The 16,139-nt window shown below is 41.9% G+C and carries 19 protein-coding genes and 1 other annotated feature; of the genes, 2 read left to right on the top strand and 17 right to left on the bottom strand.

The features are described 5' to 3' along the window. Positions 1-139: 139 nt before the first annotated feature. The 17 genes from rplL to QUF07_RS10380 all read right to left on the bottom strand — a co-directional run bounded on the left by rplL (position 140) and on the right by QUF07_RS10380 (position 13,521). The gene (gene rplL / locus QUF07_RS10460; RefSeq protein WP_056981916.1) at positions 140-505 is read right to left on the bottom strand and encodes a 50S ribosomal protein L7/L12; all 366 of its coding nucleotides are present in this window, start codon (positions 503-505) and stop codon (positions 140-142) included. 38 nt (positions 506-543) lie between these two features. Continuing rightward, the gene (rplJ, locus tag QUF07_RS10455; protein ID WP_054748361.1) at positions 544-1,053 is read right to left on the bottom strand and encodes a 50S ribosomal protein L10; all 510 of its coding nucleotides are present in this window, start codon (positions 1,051-1,053) and stop codon (positions 544-546) included. A 26-nt stretch (positions 1,054-1,079) separates the two neighbouring features. Beyond that, positions 1,080-1,189 (bottom strand) — a sequence feature (ribosomal protein L10 leader region). A 61-nt stretch (positions 1,190-1,250) separates the two neighbouring features. Further along, positions 1,251-1,958 carry a 50S ribosomal protein L1 gene (gene rplA / locus QUF07_RS10450; RefSeq protein WP_054748363.1) on the bottom strand — a complete coding sequence of 236 codons (708 nt, stop codon included), beginning with the start codon at positions 1,956-1,958 and terminating at the stop codon, positions 1,251-1,253. Positions 1,959-2,056: 98 nt separating this feature from the next. Continuing rightward, positions 2,057-2,482 (bottom strand): 50S ribosomal protein L11, encoded by a 426-nt coding sequence (gene rplK, locus QUF07_RS10445; RefSeq protein WP_056981914.1) that lies wholly within the window; start codon positions 2,480-2,482, stop codon positions 2,057-2,059. A 122-nt stretch (positions 2,483-2,604) separates the two neighbouring features. After that, complete coding sequence (locus QUF07_RS10440) at positions 2,605-3,465, bottom strand: alpha/beta hydrolase (protein WP_289427387.1); 861 nt, start codon at positions 3,463-3,465, stop codon at positions 2,605-2,607. A 19-nt stretch (positions 3,466-3,484) separates the two neighbouring features. Beyond that, the gene (gene nusG / locus QUF07_RS10435) at positions 3,485-4,033 is read right to left on the bottom strand and encodes a transcription termination/antitermination protein NusG (protein WP_056981913.1); all 549 of its coding nucleotides are present in this window, start codon (positions 4,031-4,033) and stop codon (positions 3,485-3,487) included. A 95-nt stretch (positions 4,034-4,128) separates the two neighbouring features. After that, positions 4,129-4,305, bottom strand: a complete 177-nt coding sequence (secE, locus tag QUF07_RS10430) for a preprotein translocase subunit SecE (protein WP_054748364.1) — start codon at positions 4,303-4,305, stop codon at positions 4,129-4,131. 26 nt (positions 4,306-4,331) lie between these two features. After that, positions 4,332-4,481, bottom strand: a complete 150-nt coding sequence (gene rpmG, locus QUF07_RS10425; protein WP_056981910.1) for a 50S ribosomal protein L33 — start codon at positions 4,479-4,481, stop codon at positions 4,332-4,334. A gap of 57 nt (positions 4,482-4,538) precedes the next feature. Next, positions 4,539-5,096, bottom strand: coding sequence for a sigma factor (locus QUF07_RS10420; RefSeq protein WP_289427386.1), 558 nt, complete (start codon positions 5,094-5,096; stop codon positions 4,539-4,541). A 142-nt stretch (positions 5,097-5,238) separates the two neighbouring features. Then, complete coding sequence (locus QUF07_RS10415) at positions 5,239-5,769, bottom strand: NYN domain-containing protein (protein ID WP_217341601.1); 531 nt, start codon at positions 5,767-5,769, stop codon at positions 5,239-5,241. A 21-nt stretch (positions 5,770-5,790) separates the two neighbouring features. Next, the gene (gene rlmB, locus QUF07_RS10410) at positions 5,791-6,564 is read right to left on the bottom strand and encodes a 23S rRNA (guanosine(2251)-2'-O)-methyltransferase RlmB (RefSeq protein WP_289427385.1); all 774 of its coding nucleotides are present in this window, start codon (positions 6,562-6,564) and stop codon (positions 5,791-5,793) included. Next, positions 6,554-6,964 (bottom strand): Mini-ribonuclease 3, encoded by a 411-nt coding sequence (locus tag QUF07_RS10405; protein ID WP_056981905.1) that lies wholly within the window; start codon positions 6,962-6,964, stop codon positions 6,554-6,556. The genes rlmB and QUF07_RS10405 overlap by 11 nt, the downstream gene beginning before the upstream one ends. 2 nt (positions 6,965-6,966) lie before the next feature. Further along, complete coding sequence (gene cysS, locus QUF07_RS10400) at positions 6,967-8,379, bottom strand: cysteine--tRNA ligase (RefSeq protein WP_289427384.1); 1,413 nt, start codon at positions 8,377-8,379, stop codon at positions 6,967-6,969. Positions 8,380-8,520: 141 nt separating this feature from the next. Then, positions 8,521-10,014: a glutamate--tRNA ligase gene (gene gltX / locus QUF07_RS10395; protein WP_217162291.1), complete on the bottom strand. Its 1,494-nt coding sequence runs from the start codon at positions 10,012-10,014 to the stop codon at positions 8,521-8,523. A 295-nt stretch (positions 10,015-10,309) separates the two neighbouring features. Continuing rightward, complete coding sequence (locus QUF07_RS10390; protein WP_430673520.1) at positions 10,310-11,482, bottom strand: PIN/TRAM domain-containing protein; 1,173 nt, start codon at positions 11,480-11,482, stop codon at positions 10,310-10,312. A 28-nt stretch (positions 11,483-11,510) separates the two neighbouring features. Then, complete coding sequence (radA, locus tag QUF07_RS10385) at positions 11,511-12,884, bottom strand: DNA repair protein RadA (RefSeq protein WP_054748372.1); 1,374 nt, start codon at positions 12,882-12,884, stop codon at positions 11,511-11,513. A 97-nt stretch (positions 12,885-12,981) separates the two neighbouring features. Next, the gene (locus tag QUF07_RS10380; RefSeq protein ID WP_217162293.1) at positions 12,982-13,521 is read right to left on the bottom strand and encodes a dCTP deaminase/dUTPase family protein; all 540 of its coding nucleotides are present in this window, start codon (positions 13,519-13,521) and stop codon (positions 12,982-12,984) included. Positions 13,522-13,668: 147 nt separating this feature from the next. Between QUF07_RS10380 and rpiA the strand changes: the two genes are divergently transcribed. Together rpiA and QUF07_RS10370 are read left to right on the top strand one after the other, a co-directional pair. Continuing rightward, positions 13,669-14,352: a ribose-5-phosphate isomerase RpiA gene (gene rpiA, locus QUF07_RS10375; RefSeq protein ID WP_217162295.1), complete on the top strand. Its 684-nt coding sequence runs from the start codon at positions 13,669-13,671 to the stop codon at positions 14,350-14,352. Positions 14,353-14,613: 261 nt separating this feature from the next. After that, entirely contained in the window at positions 14,614-15,948 is a 1,335-nt protein-coding gene (locus QUF07_RS10370; protein WP_056981897.1) for a C1 family peptidase, read from the top strand. The last annotated feature ends 191 nt before the right edge of the window (positions 15,949-16,139 follow it).

Here is a 16,139-nt window from a genome sequence, read left to right as displayed (position 1 = left end):
ACAAAAAGAGCCCTAATCACAAAGTGATTAGAACTCGAATTTAGTTTCACCAACAACAGTTGACGAAGAGCCAAAATCGCTTCATATCAACAGTTAACGTCGATATGAAGCGATTTAATTTAATCTAATTATAACCCTATTACTTAAGGGTAACTGTACCACCAACAGCTTCAAGCTTTTCCTTGATTTCGTTAGCTTCGTCTTCAGTAGCGCCTTCCTTGACGATTGAAGGTACCTTGTCAACAAGACCCTTAGCATCCTTCAAGCCAAGACCAGTGATGTCACGGATAGCCTTGATGGCTTTAACCTTTTGGTCACCAGATTCAGTTAATTCAACATCGTATGAATCTTTGGTAGCAGCGTCGCCACCAGCAGCACCTGCAGCAGCAACTGGAGCAGAAGCAGAAACACCAAATTCGTCTTCAATTGACTTAACTAAGTCGTTAAGGTCAGTGATTGAAGCATCTTTTAATTGATCAATAATACTATCTTTATCAAAAGCCATTATATTTTCCTCCATTTATTGGAATTATTTTGATCTAACTAGGCAGCGTCGCCATCGTCAGATTTTTTGTCAGCAATTGCTTTAACAGCGTATGCAACGTTACGTACAGGTGCTTGAAGAATATTAGCAAGAGTAGATAACAATTCTTCACGGCTAGGCAATGCAGCATATGCAGTGATTTCGTCAAGACTTGCAACCTTACCGTCAATAACGCCACCCTTTAATTGAAGAGCATCATTGGTTTTGGCAAAGTTGTGAACAATCTTAGGGCCGGCAATTGGATCCTCTGAAGAGAATGCAACAGCTGTAGGACCATTGAATGTATCCTTTAAATCTTCGTATCCAGCTTTAACAGAAGCTCGATCCAAGATCTTGTTCTTGATAACTTCCATCTTAACGCCTTCGTCACGTAATTGCTTTCGCAAATCAGTCACTTCAGCAACGGTTAAACCACGGTAGTCAACAATAACGATTGATGAAGCATTCTTTAATAAGTCAGTCACTTCATCAACTTTTTTTGATTTAAGTGCAACAGTTTCCTTACTCAAAATTTCACCTCCCAAAATTCTAGTTGGGATTTAATAAAAAATCCCCATGCCCACCAAGACATAGAGAAAGTTAATTCCTCGGCAGGATATTAAGGCAAGAAGCCACCTGAGTCTTAGGCGTATTTATCAGCAACTAACAGCTTACCACAACGAAGGGTTCACCGTCAATTAGGGATTTTTATTAGATCAAAAACTCATTAAGCTTTGGCAGTATCAAATGAATCAAGGTCCACTTTAACACCAGGGCCAAATGTTGATGAGATTGAAACGTTGTTAACATAAACACCACGAACAGAAGCTGGACGGGCCTTTACGATAACATCAGCAATGGTCTTCAAGTTACCAACCAATTGGTCAGCACTGAATGATACCTTACCAACTGGAACGGCAACATTACCGTCACGGTCAGTCCGGTAAGTAACCTTACCGGCTTTAGATTCTTTAACAGCCTTGGCAACGTCCATTGTAACAGTTCCTGTCTTAGGGTTTGGCATCAAACCTTTTGGTCCAAGAACTCGTCCTAAACGTCCCACTTGAGCCATCATATCAGGCGTTGCAATGGCAACATCGAAATCAAGCCAGCCATCTTGAATTTTTTGAACTAAGTCTGCATCGCCAACAAAGTCTGCACCAGCATCCTTTGCTGCTTTAGCGTTGTCACCTTTAGCGAATACGATAACCGTTTGTTCCTTACCAGTTCCATTAGGTAAGACAACGGCACCACGTAATTGTTGGTCAGCCTGCTTAGTATCAACGTTTAATTTAAATACAATTTCAACAGTTGCGTCGAATTTTGCATAGTCAATTTTTTTAACCAAATCAACAGCATCGCTTACAGGATATGATTTTTCTTGATCTACCTGTTCAAGTGCTGCCTTATAATTTTTACCTCTTTTACGAGCCATGTGTGTTTTCCTCCTTGCTTTGTGGTTATAACGGATTAACCTCCCACGCGACGTGAAACAGTGTGTCATCGTTAAAGATACTGATGTAACAAGTTAAACTATCCTTCGACAGTAAAGCCCATGCTACGTGCAGTACCCTCAACCATGCGCATTGCTGCTTCAACATCAGCTGCGTTTAGGTCTTTCATTTTAGTTTCGGCAATCTGCTTAACTTGGTCTTTGGTAACTTTGGCAACCTTGTTAGTATTTGGTTCACCGGAACCCTTTTGAACACCAGCAGCTTTCTTGAGTAAAACAGCAGCAGGTGGAGTCTTTGTGATAAAGTCGAATGAACGATCTTCATACACAGTAATAACAACAGGAATGATCATTCCTGATTGATCAGCAGTACGTGCATTAAATTCCTTGGTGAAGCCCATAATGTTGATACCTGCTTGACCTAAAGCAGGACCAACTGGAGGGGCAGGTGTTGCTTTGCCCGCTGGAATTTGCAACTTAACAATATTAGCTACTTTTTTAGCCACGAGACATACCTCCTTAAGTCCGTGTGTGGTAATTGGAGATCAAAATTTCTCCTCCCACGTGAGTATGCATAAACATACCAATTAAATATACCATAAACTAACATATGGAACAACAACTAAAATCAGGTATTCCAAATAAATTTGGCAATATGGGCATCAACAACTCGATTTTCGTGTAGTAATCGATGAGTTGCGCCCTTGCCCCTGATGACCAATTCCCGATAATAAATAATCGGATCCCGCAATAGATACCTCAGTGAGAATGCACTGCTTAAAGATACCTGGCCATCATTCTGCTGACCCGAACTGATCGTGCCGGCAATGTTTAAAAACTTGATTCCCTTTGGCATTGCGGAAACTCTCTTAGCAAGGGCCCGATAGATTGCGGTCCGTTTCCGAGGCCCAGCAGAATCATTTGGGTATTCTTCCACACCTCGGGTATTACGGGCAATTTCGGAATCATTGAATGGCCCGGCAATTGTCACAACTCGGCTGATTGCTACTGGTAGTTCCTGTTGGTGGTGAGTCAGCAGCCAGAAGATTGTGATACATCCCATCGAGTGACCAACAAGGTTAATGGTTGCCACGCCATACTGATCGGCTAGCCGTTGACAGATGAACAACAGCCACTTTGACTGTTGTTGAGGACGGGAACGTTTATCCTGAAAGATAACTTGAATAAGTGGCCGATACTTTGACAGTTGACCAACGACTCGAAGCTTGCCGCGGCCATCAACATAGATAACCATCGATTTATTTGCTTGATATCGATTCACCAGCCGCCTTAACAAAAAGCCAAATGAATACCGATTACCAAAATACCCCGGCAGAAAAAGTGTCGGAACTGAATCCAAGGTTGTTGAGATGTTAGTCGAAACAGGACTCATATAAGGCTTACCAAGCAGCCTAAATTGATGGGCAGCAATCACTAACCCAACAACCAACAGAATGATTATCAAAGTTAATATGATTATGCCAAGCACATTAACCACCTACTTGTTGTTAAACGATTGGGTCAACCTGATTAAATTCCAATTCAGTGCTGGTCTCACGGCCGAACATTTCAATGTTAACCTTCAAACGCATTTTTTCGTTATCAATTTCGGTTACTTTACCATCAAGCCCGGTAAAGGCCCCATCAACGATCTTAACGGTATCGCCAACACTGACATCAAGTTCTTCATGACGAGAACTCATCCCAATCCGCTTCAAAACAAGGTCCACTTCTTCTGGCAACAATGGGGTTGGCTTACTACCTTGACCATGTGACCCAACAAACCCTGTTACTCCTGGGGTGTTTCGAACAATATACCAAGCTTGGTCAGTCATGATCATTTCAACCAGTACATAACCAGGGAAAGTTTTTTCCATCTTTTCTTCATCTTTACCGTTTTTAACTTCGTGTTCCTCTTGTTCAGGAACCACAACTCTAAAGATGTAATCCTGCATCCCCATTGATTCCTTCCGGCTATCCAAATTTAACTTAACTTTGTTTTCATATCCGGAATAAGTATGTAACACGTACCATTGTTTCTCTGCTGACTCAACCATTTTATAATCTCCTTAAAAAATCACATCAAATAAAAAAACCTGACACTGTTTGCAGGTTTTATCAACATAACTATATCAAATTTTCTTCGAATTGGCTATGCCAGAAATGTAAGTGCCCACTGAACAATCCAGTCAACTGCGCCCAAAAAGATAGCCATGATAATTGAAGTACCCAATACAGTACTAGTATCACGCCGGTTTTCTTTAGCGGTTGGCCAGGTGACAACCTTCATTTCTGCAGCAACGCTTTTTAAAAATCGTGCAAATTTCAACTTGTTAACCCCTAACTTTGTATAAACTATCTGGTTTCTTTGTGCAAAGTGTACTTGCCACAATACTTACAAAACTTATTAAGCTCTAGTCGTTTTGTTCGGTTGGGATTGGCGGGAATCGTATAATTCCTTGATCCACAAACTGAACAAGCCAAAGCAACTCTTTTCTGTGCCATGTTGGCACCTCCTACTTGGTACAAGCGTAGTAATTCTAGCATTCAATTGCAACGACGTCAACTTATCCGGTTAAGATATTTCAATCGGCAGCGCTCAAAAGCGTTCAAAACAGATCGATCAGTGGCCATACAAAACATCGGATCCGGGCTGTTGGGCAATACCAAAGCAAATGCCCACCGTTCAAGACCCGAACAACTTTTATAAAGCCGGTGAAAATCGTCGTTCATGATCACCAAGGCCTCTGGGTCCCAGGCAGACGTGTCAGCCACAGTGGTTGAATAGAAAGCCTCATTCTCTTCCACAGAATTCATAAATTCAGTCGGTAATCGTTTTTGAGCATTATTCGACCTGATCAAATCAAACACCCGGTTTTTCAAGTTGTGGCTGTAATAACTCCCAAATGACACGTTGCGACCATCTTCAAACTTTTGGGCCGATCGATACAACACGATTCGAGCTTCCTGTTCGATATCTTCGGTTTCCATCCCTGCAATGAAAAAGTTTCGCCGGACCTTTCTAAAAATTGGCCGATAAAAGTTAAATAACCATTCAAAGGCGTCTCGATCACCCTCTGCGGCTCGCTTAATAACCTTCATTTCTGCATCAGTAATCATATTCACTTTCCTCGCATTCGTAAGTTGTAATGAATCATGCAACTTAGATTACAAAAGGAAATAATCACTGACAAGCGAACCCAGGTTCACTCAACAGATATCATACCTAGACCAATTTTATAATATCAACAAATTAATATTTTTATTGATCATCCGTTAAATGATCTCGGAGCTTTTCCAGTTCCAATAATTGCTTCGGGTCCCATGGTGAATGACGAATCACCTGAGATTGATCAGTCAGTTTCCGTGCTTCAACATCAACTTCTTTTTTTGCCCGTTGCATATCGCCAAGCAATTCTCTGGCAGGGATTCTCAAGGCGCCGGCAGAAAAGATCGTCCACTGCTCTGCTTGGTCGCTGGTTGCGACAATCACTTGAGTAAACCGGTTCTGCTTTTTGCGTGCCAATGCCTCAATGTAACTATCGGCAGTCTGATCCTTACTCGTCCAAACAATCTCCATATCAAACCTACGGAAACTTTTCGAATTACCGGGAACATACATTGCGTCAAACACGACGATCATATTGATGTCTCGGTATTTTTTGTACTCGGATAACTCCGCTAACAATTGATCCCGAGCATCTTCAAGACGGTCTGCCTGCTTGAGTTTATTTAAATGTGGCCAGTTGCCGATCATATTATAAGCGTCAACAATTAACAGATCATCTTTCATAATGTCTCACCAATTCTAAACTTATTTCCCTAATGGATGACGTGAATTATACCCTTGATAGATCAAAACGCTAGCAGCAACACTTGCATTCAAGCTTTGGATATCACCGACCATCGGAATCGTCAGCATTTCGTCCACTTGCTTTTTGAGCAGCGGCGAAATGCCTTTACCCTCATTACCGATAATCACTGCAACTGAACCCTTTGCATCCCAACGACGGTAATCGGTCCCAGTAATGTCGGTTCCAAAGACCCACAAGCCGCGCTCTTTTAGTTCTTTAACAGTTGCCGAGAGATTAGTAACCCGGGCAACCGGCACCCGCTCAATGGCACCTGCCGACGTCTTGGCAACTGTCGCGGTCATGCCCACCGCTCGATGTTTAGGAATAATAATGCCGGTTACGCCAGCCGCGTCGGCAGTTCGGATAATCGAACCTAAATTATGGGGATCTTCAATATTATCCAAAATCACAAAAAAGGGAGCCATGCCGGCTTTTTCCGAATGAGCAAACAAGTCGTCAATCGCCGCGTATTTAAAGGCCGCAATAGATAAAACGACACCCTGGTGATTTTGATTGTTGGCTAATTTATCCAACTTTTGCTTAGGAACTTTAGAAATCACCAAACGCTTTTTATGAGCCAAATTCATGATTTCTGAAATGATATTATCGTCATCTTTGGCGCCCGATTGGACGAACAACTTATTAACCGGATTGTCACTCTTTAAAGCCGCAACAACTGGATGACGACCAATAATAAATTCTTCGCTTTGTGATTCTTCGTGATCATTCTTCATGTTTTAATCTCCCGTTTTCAACTTGATCAATGCACCATTCGGCAATCTGCTTCATCCGCTCATCTTGATCGCTCAGTGATAGGTAGCCGAATACCGCTTCAAAGCCGGTAGAAATCCGATAAGTGATAACATCTGTATTTTTTGCGTGGGTATGACTTTTAGCGTTACGCCCCCGTTTGAAATAGCCCCACTCATCATCGTTTAACAAATGATCCGTTTCCATTAAATCAATCAAGGCTGCTTGGGCTTTTGCCGAAACGTAGTTGGTCGCCACGTGCTGTAGCCTTGTCGGCCTGGTTAAGCCTTGTTCGATGAGGTGACGGCGAATAAACACTTCATACGCCGCGTCTCCCATATAAGCCAATGCAATCCCATTGAGCTGAGTGTAATTGTCAGCCATATCTATTGTTGTTCCTTTCTAAATCGGGTTCCCTGCGGTGTATCCTCAAGAACAATTCCGCGGGCTTTTAATTCTTCCCGAATCTCATCACTGCGAATGAAGTCCTTATTCTTGCGGGCGGATTCACGTTCATGAATGAGTTTCCAAATTTCGTCATCTTTTAATTCACTTTGTTCCAATTTGATCCCGAAAATGCCGGCAAGTTGTTTGAGGGTATTAATAATAAATTGAATGCTCAGTTGGAAAACAACCGAACGTTCGCTGTAAGTGTTGGCAAACTTCGCCAATTCATAAACTGCCGCAATCCCATTTTGAACATTGAAATCGTCGTCCATTGCATCTGTAAAATCAGCAACAATCTGACGAACTTCCTGATCGGTTTTGGGATCATCCCCCGATTCGGCGTTATGCAACCGATAAGTCAAGTTGTTGAAGGCCGTTTGCAGCTTCTTGAGATTGCTCTTAGCTTCTTGAACACTGGCATCGCTGTACTGAATTGGCCGTCGATAATGAGTCGTCGACATCAGCAGACGAATCACCTGGCCATCCAAATGCTCGAGTAAATCATGCACCGTGATGAAGTTTCCAAGTGACTTACTCATCTTTTCATTGTCATCACCGATGGTTACAAACCCATTGTGCATCCAGTATTTAACAAATGTTTGATGCGTTTTTGCTTCACTTTGGGCCCGTTCATTTTCATGATGCGGAAAAATCAAATCTTCACCGCCACCGTGAATATCAATCGTTTTACCCAGGTACTTGGTCGACATCACTGAGCATTCAATATGCCAGCCGGGCCGCCCCTTACCCCATGGCGACTCCCATGAGATTTCATCGCCTTTGGACTTTTTCCAGAGGGCAAAATCAATTGGATCTTCTTTTTTAGCCATTTCTTCTTGACTCACGTGTTGACTGGCCCCAATTTCGAGCTGATCAACGTTAATGTGCGGCAATGCCCCGTATGATGGGAACCTACGGGCACGAAAATAAACATCCCCGTCAACATTATAGGCGGAACCGTTATCAACAAGTGTCTTAACAAAATCAATGATTTCTCGAATGTTCTCAGTTGCCCGCGGATGAATGACATCCGAGGAAATATTCAAAGCAGCAGTATCCTGCATGAAAGCAGCGATATATTTGTCTGCAATTGCGCCAACGGTCGTATGATTTTCACGAGCTGCATTGATCATCTTGTCATCAACGTCGGTAAAATTCGAAACATACTTCACCTTGTAGCCGCGATATTCCAAGTACCTGCGAACCGTATCAAACGCAATTGCACTCCTTGCATTTCCGATGTGGATGTAGTTATAGACGGTAGGCCCACAGACATACATATGAACGATGCCGGGAGTGACCGGTTCGAATTTTTCTTTTTTGCGGGTGAGCGTATTAAATATCTGCAGCATTTCGAATTCCTCTCTTTAACTAGTTTATATTAAAATCATAGCATAAAAACCGTCAAGTTTATTAAACTAACTATAACCTATAATAAAAGGTCTCGCTGAATTTTCAACGAGACCAATTAATCTAACAATAAAATTAATAATTTACGCTTTATTTAATTGATTCAAAGTCTGCTCAATGTGCTCAACAGCCTTTTGCCGACCAACTAATTCAACAGATTCTGGTAATTCTGGACCGTGCATTTCATGAGTTACCGCAATCCGAATTGGCATCCAGAGTTGACGACCTTTGATCCCAGTATCTTTTTGAATTGCTTTGATTGTTTTGAACACCTCAACCGAATCAAAAATTGGAAGTGCTTGAATCCGTTTTTGGAATTCTTTCAGAACAACTGGGGCCGTGTCATTGGAAATTTCGGCCAGTGCTTCACCACTAATTTCTTCAGGTTCTTGGAAGAAAACAGAAGCCATGTCGTTAATCTGAGCCATATAACTCATCTCTCGTTTGTATAAGTTAATGAGTTGGCGTGCCCATTCAATGGTCTTGGCGTCAGGATTTTCCGGGATGTTACCCCCTTCAATCAATTGCCGTAAGGCTAAGTCCATCACGGTGCTGTCATCGGCTGCCTTAACGTATTGGTTATTAATCCACTCCAGCTTCTTGGAATCAAACTTAGCGGGGGACTTGCTGAGACGATTTTCATCGTACATCTTGATGAAATCTTTCTTGTTAAAGATTTCATCTTCACCAACTGGCGACCAACCCAAAAGCAGGATGAAGTTAAACATGGCATCAGGCAGATATCCTAGCTTACGATACTGTTCAATAAATTGCAGGACAGATTCATCACGCTTGCTGAGCTTTTTGCCAGTATCAGCACTAATAATTAAGCTCATATGGCCGAACTTAGGTGGATTCCAGCCAAATGCTTCGTAGATCATTAACTGCTTAGGGGTATTAGCAACGTGATCATCACCACGAAAGACGTGGCTAATTTTCATCATGTGGTCATCAACAACAACCGCAAAGTTGTACGTTGGCATTCCGTCACGCTTAGCAATGACAAAATCGCCACCAATTGTATCGGAATTGAAGGAAACCTTGCCTTTAACGATATCGTCCCAAGCGTAATCACGATTTTCAGGAACTCGGAAACGAATAACCGGCTTCAATCCTTTTGCTTTTGCATCGGCAATTGCTTGTCGCTTTTCCTCTTCGGACATTCCTTTGTACTCATATTCATAATGAGGCATTTGGCCGCGTGCCTTTTGATCTTCGCGGTCGGCCTGCAATTGCGCTTCAGTTCGATATGATTCGTAAGCCTTTCCCTCATCCAATAGTTGTTGAATGAGTGGATCATAAATTCCCTTTCGCTCGGATTGACGATATGGGCCAAAATTGCCGCCCACGTCAGGACCTTCGTCCCAATCCAAGCCAAGCCACTTCAAGTTTTCAAGCTGGCTCTTTTCACCGTCAACAACGTTTCGTTTCGTATCAGTATCCTCAATTCGGATAATGAACTTTCCTTTGTTGTGTCGTGCGAATAAATAGTTGAAAATGGCTGTTCGTGCATTTCCGATATGCAAGTGGCCGGTTGGGCTTGGAGCATAACGAACTCGAATTGCATTGTTTGCCAATGTATAACGCCTCTTTCTTAAAATTAATCGACATTTTTGTCAGTATTTAAAGTTTACAATGAACTGATTAAAAAATAAAGGGGCTGAGACGTTAGTCAGCAAATTGTTTATGAATGTAACTTACCTCACAATTTTTATATTGATAAGGGTTGCGATAAATGGCTAATCCCCGCCGCTTAAGCAAAAACGGCAATGCATTCCAGAATCAGAATGTACTGCCGTTTTTCTTAAACTCTTGGATCAAGCCACGTTTAGTCTTGATCCCATCTTTTTGAGTATCAGTTAAAGATTGTTATCAATTCTTTTTACCATTTTTCTTTGATGAATTGTTTTTCTTGCTGTCTTCTTCATTATTTTCAGAAATATTCTTGGTTGAATGTTCCGGTCGAGCAAAAATCATCTTACCGGCATCAGTTTGGATGGCACTGGTAACCACAACGTCAATATGATCATTCAAGAAGTAACGACCATCCTCAACAACCACCATCGTTCCGTCATCCAGGTAAGCAACTCCTTGTTGCCGTTCAGTTCCGTTTTTAACGACCATCACGTTGAGATTTTGCCCCGGCAGGATCTTTTGCCGTAACGCATTCGCTAAGGCATTAATGTTGAATACTTGGACATGCTGGAATTGAATCACTTTATTGAGGTTATAGTCATTTGTAATAATCACCCCATCGATGTCCTTAGCAAGCTGGATTAATTTGCTATCAACTTCATCAATATCCTCATAATCTTTTTCGTAAATTTCAATTGGAATCAATTTTTCGGTTTGCAGCTTATTGAGAATATCAAGTCCACGCCGACCGCGAACCCGCTTCACGCTATCACTAGAATCAGCGATGTATTGCAGTTCGTAGAGGACAAATTGAGGAACCAGCAATGTGCCTTCAATAAATCCAGTCTTAATAACGTCATAAATTCGGCCGTCAATTAAAATATTGGTATCCAAAATCTTGTAATGATGGTAATTTTTATCAACTGGCTTATCAATGATTTTTTCACCAGATTCCTTAGCAGATTCTGATTTGCGTCTTGATTGAAAAAGCCGGCGCCAACGATCATTTTGGGTTGTCCCAATTCGAAAACCAAAGTATCCGAGGACCAACATCAAGATAATTGGAATCATCGTATTTAAGAAGAACGTCCGGGTTCTAAAGAATACGATTGAAATCAATATTGCCACTACCAAGCCAACAATAAGCCCCAAAGTCCCAAAGATAAGAGATAATGGGCTCTGCTTGGTCAATTGGCCTTCAATTCGGTCAATTAGCTTGAGGACGTAATTTCCTGTCAACAACGAAATAATATAGAAAATAATTGCACCAACCAACGCATTTGTAATGGTGTTGTTGAAAAGCGTCCCGTACCTAACCTGTAAAATTAACCACAATAACTTGAAATAACTGGCGCCAATTGCAGCCCCAGCAAGGGTGAAAACAATTTGAACAATTCTCTTTCTTCTCACTAATATCGCCTTCTCTCAAAAATAAATGTTATCCCAAGGCTAATTTTAATGCTTGCGATAACGTTGAAACACCGACAACTTCGATTCCCTTAGGTGGCGTCCAACCTTGTAAATTGTTACTTGGAACTAAAACCCGCTTGAATCCAAGCTTGTGGGCCTCTATAACCCGCTGTTCAATTCTGGTAACGCGTCGAACCTCACCGGTCAACCCCAGTTCACCAACGTAACACTCTGTTGGGCTGGTTCCACGATTCTTGTAAGACGATGCAATACTAACGGCCATTGCCAAATCAATTGCAGGTTCATCCAGCTTCACCCCACCAGCTGCCTTCAAATAAGCATCCTGATTTTGCAACATCAAACCGGCTCTTTTCTCAAGAACCGCCATAATCAGTGAAACGCGATTCCGATCAAGACCGGCGGCTGTCCGTTGAGCGTTACCAAAAACCGAGGCGGTCACTAATGCTTGAATTTCAACTAAAATTGGTCGGGTACCTTCCATTGAAACAACAATCGCAGAACCAGTTGCGTCCTTTAATCGTTCTTCCAGAAAGATCTCTGATGGATTGGTCACCTCATGCAAGCCATCCATTCGCATTTCGAAAACCCCTAATTCATTGGTCGAGCCAAACCGATTCTTGACCGTCCGCAAAATCCGATAAGAATGATGGAGATCACCTTCAAAGTAGAGCACAGTATCAACCATATGCTCGAGAATTTTTGGACCGGCGATGGCGCCGCCCTTGGTAACGTGACCAACGACAAAGACGGTGATGCCTTGTCCTTTAGCAATATTCATGAGATCAGCCGTCACTTCGCGGATTTGAGCAACCGAACCCGTAGCTGATTGTAATTCTGGAATCTGCATTGTCTGAACAGAATCGATCACAACAGCATCCGGCTTCATCTCACTAATGGTGCTTTTAATTACATCCATATCCGTTTCAGGATAGACATAGAGTTGATCGCCGTTGACACCAAGCCTGGCAGCCCGCATCTTAATTTGGCTGGCACTTTCTTCACCGGAAACATAAAGAATTTTACCGGATTTGCTTAGTTGGCCTGAAACTTGCAGCATCAAAGTCGACTTACCAATTCCCGGATCACCGCCAATCAAAATCAGCGACCCCGGCACAACACCACCACCAAGGACCCGATTCAATTCTTCCATTGAAGTTTTAAATCGGTTTTCTCGTTGAAATTTGACCTTGTCTAATGGTTCAGGCTTATTATCATGGATGCCGGTCCGCCGCAAACTCGTTGCACTTGAAGCGGTGGGCTTGGCCGCGACCGTTTCCTCGACCAGGGTATTCCATTCATTACAATTTGGGCATCTTCCCAGATACCTCGGGGAAATGTAGCCACAATTCTGACAAACATATTGGGTTTTAACTTTTGCCAACTAAATTCTCCTCTACTCCTAAATGTTACATATTAATTTTAGCACTTTTGCTTTAAAAAATAATTGGTTCACCGCATACTTTAGCCACTCTTAAATTTTAGCGGCCTGATGAACCAAAACCACCGCTCCTCGTTTGCTTATGAGTGGACTGATCCTGATCGGCTAACAAATACGGCATAAAAATCCCTTGGCCTATCCGTTCACCTTTGGCAACTTTAATGTCAGTTATCCCAAAATTGAGGATTTGGACGAAAATTTCACCTTCATTCCCTTCGTTATTATAGTAATCAGCGTCAATCACACCGATCCCATTTGGAATAACCAGGCCACGTTTCAAAGGATTGCTTGAACGGTTGGCAATGATCAGCACTTCATTGGGTTTCATGTAAGCTTTAATGCCGGTTGGAATTAAAAATGGTTTTAGGATCTTTTTGGCAGCATCGATCTTTGAATCATCAATGGTTTTTTGATGACGGATTGCCCAGAGAACCTTCAAAAAGTTGATTTTCCAAATTGACGGGATCGTCATGTCAATTGCACTTTCAAAGTCATAACCAGCTGCGTTTTTAGTTGTTCGGTATGGGATAGTTAAATCATCCTTAGCATATTTTGACACAATTTCAAATCCACGATCCATTTTAATGCAACTCCCTTGAGAATATTTTATTCTTACTAGTATAAACTAACTGTTGCTGATTTGATACATTGACAAAAAGGCTAAAAAAACGCACAATGTGGGTAAGTAAAACCTTTAAACAGGCTAAAAACGAAAGGAACTATTATTATGACACATCAGGATGAACTTAAACAACTCGTTGGTAAAGAAGCTGTCAAATACGTTGAAAATAACACGGTCGTTGGCCTCGGAACCGGATCCACGGTTAAATTCATGGTCGATGCATTAGGTGAACGTGTTAAAAAGGAAGGCTTGTCAATTGTGGGCGTTCCGACCTCTGAAAGGACTCGAAAGCAAGCCAATCTTTTGGGTATCCCAACCAAGGGCGTAGACGAAGTCGATCACATTGATTTAACGATTGACGGTGCAGATCAAATCGACAAAAACTTCCAAGGAATCAAGGGCGGTGGCGGTGCCCACCTTTGGGAAAAAATTGTTGCTATTAACTCTGACAAAAACATGTGGATCGTTGACGAAAGCAAAATGGCCGATGAACTCGGGTCATTCCCACTACCATTAGAGGTTATTCCTTACGGTAGCCGCCAGCTATTCAAACGGCTCAAAGAAAAGGGCTATAACCCTGAATTTCGAGTTCAGGATGGCCAACGAGTCAAGACAGATTCGGATAACGATATCATCGACCTTCACCTACACCAAATCGAAAATCCTCACAGCTTGGCAGTAGACCTGGATCAAATGACGGGCATTGTCGAACACGGTCTCTTTTTAAACATCGTGAACACCGTGATTGTGGGTAGAGAAGATGGGCCTGAGGTATTAAAAGCAAGATAATTTTATTGAGGCGGAGACATTAGTCAGCAAAATGTTTACAAATGCAACTTGGCTTCCCAATTCTTATATTGATAAAACTTGCGACAAATAGCTGCCCCCGCCATTTAAGTAAAAAAAGGAATGCATTCCTTTTTTTTTACTTAAATTCTGGGATCAAATCGCCTTTCGCCCCAATCTAATTTTATCCACTCGCTTGCGAAGTTCTGGCGATTTAAGCCTAATGAGCGTAAAATAGTTTGGTATTAAGGAGAGTGATCATTTTTGACATCAGAAATCAAATTAGACCAAATTAACAAGTTCCAACAGAACCTTGATGACCGTAAGGATTCAAAGGTTATTGAACGGGCTGTTTCCCACCAAGGAATATTAGGCTCTAGTGAGGACTTTAGTGCCGAATCGAAAATGGCCCCTGTATTTTCAATTGATCTATCAACTGGCAAAGTTGCCGATCAAAAACAAAGTGGTCGTTGCTGGATGTTCGCGGCTTTGAACACCATGCGGATTCGTTTGATGAACGAATTAAAAGTGAGCGATGATTTTGAGTTATCCCAAAACTACACCAACTTCTGGGACAAATTCGAAAAGTCTAACTACTTCTTGGAAAACGTACTCAAGACGGCTGACAAACCACTGGATTCCAGAAAAGTTTCCTGGTTGATGCAAACGCCCCAACAGGATGGCGGCCAATGGGACATGCTGTGTGCATTAATTGAGAAATACGGCATCGTACCCAAGTATGCAATGCCAGAAACTTTCAGCAGTGAAAAGTCTGCCCAACTTAATAAATACTTGAACCTCAAGCTACGTCATGACGCGACCGTTCTTCGTGAACTTGTTGCTGACAAGGCATCGGACAGCAAAATTTCAAAGACTAAAGAAAAAATGCTCAATGAAATTTATCGGATGTTAACTTACGCACTCGGTGAACCCGTTACCAAATTCGATTTCGAATATCGCGATAAAGACAACAATTACCATATTGATCGAAACATCACCCCTCAAGACTTTTTCAAGAAGTACGTTGGAATTAATCTTGAAGACTATGTCTCGCTCATCAACTCACCAACCGACGACAAGCCATTTAACAAAACTTATACCATCGAAATGTTAGGTAACGTTGTTAATGGTCGTCAAGTCAAACATCTAAACTTGAAAATGGCTGACCTCAAGAAGTTAGCCATTATGCAGCTGGAAAACGGCGAATCTGTTTGGTTCGGTAGTGATGTTGGTCAAAGTTCTAATAGCAAAAAAGGAATTATGGACACTGATCTATATGCCCCTGATGAATTATTCGACACTGACCTTTCATTATCCAAAGCAGAACGTTTGGACTACAGTGAAAGTTTGATGACCCACGCAATGGTCATTACCGGTGTTGATCTCGTTGATGGCAAACCAACTAAATGGAAGGTTGAAAACAGCTGGGGAGAAAAGGTTGGTACCAAAGGTTACTTCGTCATGAGCGATAAGTGGATGGATGAATTTGTTTATCAATTTGTGATTAATAAGAAATACCTTTCGGACGATCAAAAGAAAGCGCAACAACAAGAACCAACTGTTTTGAAGCCATGGGATCCAATGGGTGCCTTAGCCTAAGGATGCGCTAATAACCACGGGTCAAAAAGTTGTTAATTCTAAGTTTTGACCCTAGGATTTAATGAAAAGGACCAACTATTCCAAAGCAGGAATAGTTGGTCCTTTTAGCTAAATAGGTTCTACAATATCTGTTGTTGGTAATAGATTTTATCTATTACTGATGACAGATTTTTTGTTTCTCGTTAGAATAA

Origin of the sequence: Lentilactobacillus sp. TOM.63 (genome assembly GCF_030361045.1) — a bacterium.
Classification (GTDB): Bacteria; Bacillota; Bacilli; order Lactobacillales; family Lactobacillaceae; genus Lentilactobacillus; species Lentilactobacillus dabitei.
This window is presented reverse-complemented; position numbering and strand designations above follow the sequence as displayed.